The sequence below is a fragment of the Pseudomonas sp. FSL R10-0056 genome (assembly GCF_009600105.1).
Lineage (GTDB): Bacteria > Pseudomonadota > Gammaproteobacteria > Pseudomonadales > Pseudomonadaceae > Aquipseudomonas > Aquipseudomonas bubulae.
Window position 1 is genome coordinate 1 of record NZ_WIWL01000153.1, and the last position, 243, is coordinate 243.

At 49.0% G+C, this 243-nt stretch carries 1 protein-coding gene; it reads right to left on the bottom strand.

Translation table 11 applies throughout. From position 1 onward, the window contains the following. Positions 1 to 128: homogentisate 1,2-dioxygenase (locus tag GHO42_RS08140; RefSeq protein WP_153384145.1), on the bottom strand; the 128-nt coding region annotated here is incomplete at its 3' end. Positions 129 to 243 lie beyond the last annotated feature (115 nt).

Sequence of the window (243 nt, forward strand, 5' to 3'; positions counted from 1 at the left end):
AGACCATAGGGGACTTTTTGCGGAGAGTTCTGCCCGACGGGCAATGCGCCCGGCAATGCTTCACTGCTGAATTCATTGCCAAACCCGGATTGATACGCGAGGTCAGACAAAGACGAGTCGAGGTTCATGGAGCCTCCAGAGTGGAGAAAACAGTGGACTCACTTAACGCTGAACCGCGTGTGTGTCACTGCGTTATTTTTATCGTAATCGAATTACGCATAACGTAATTTGATTGGTAGTAAG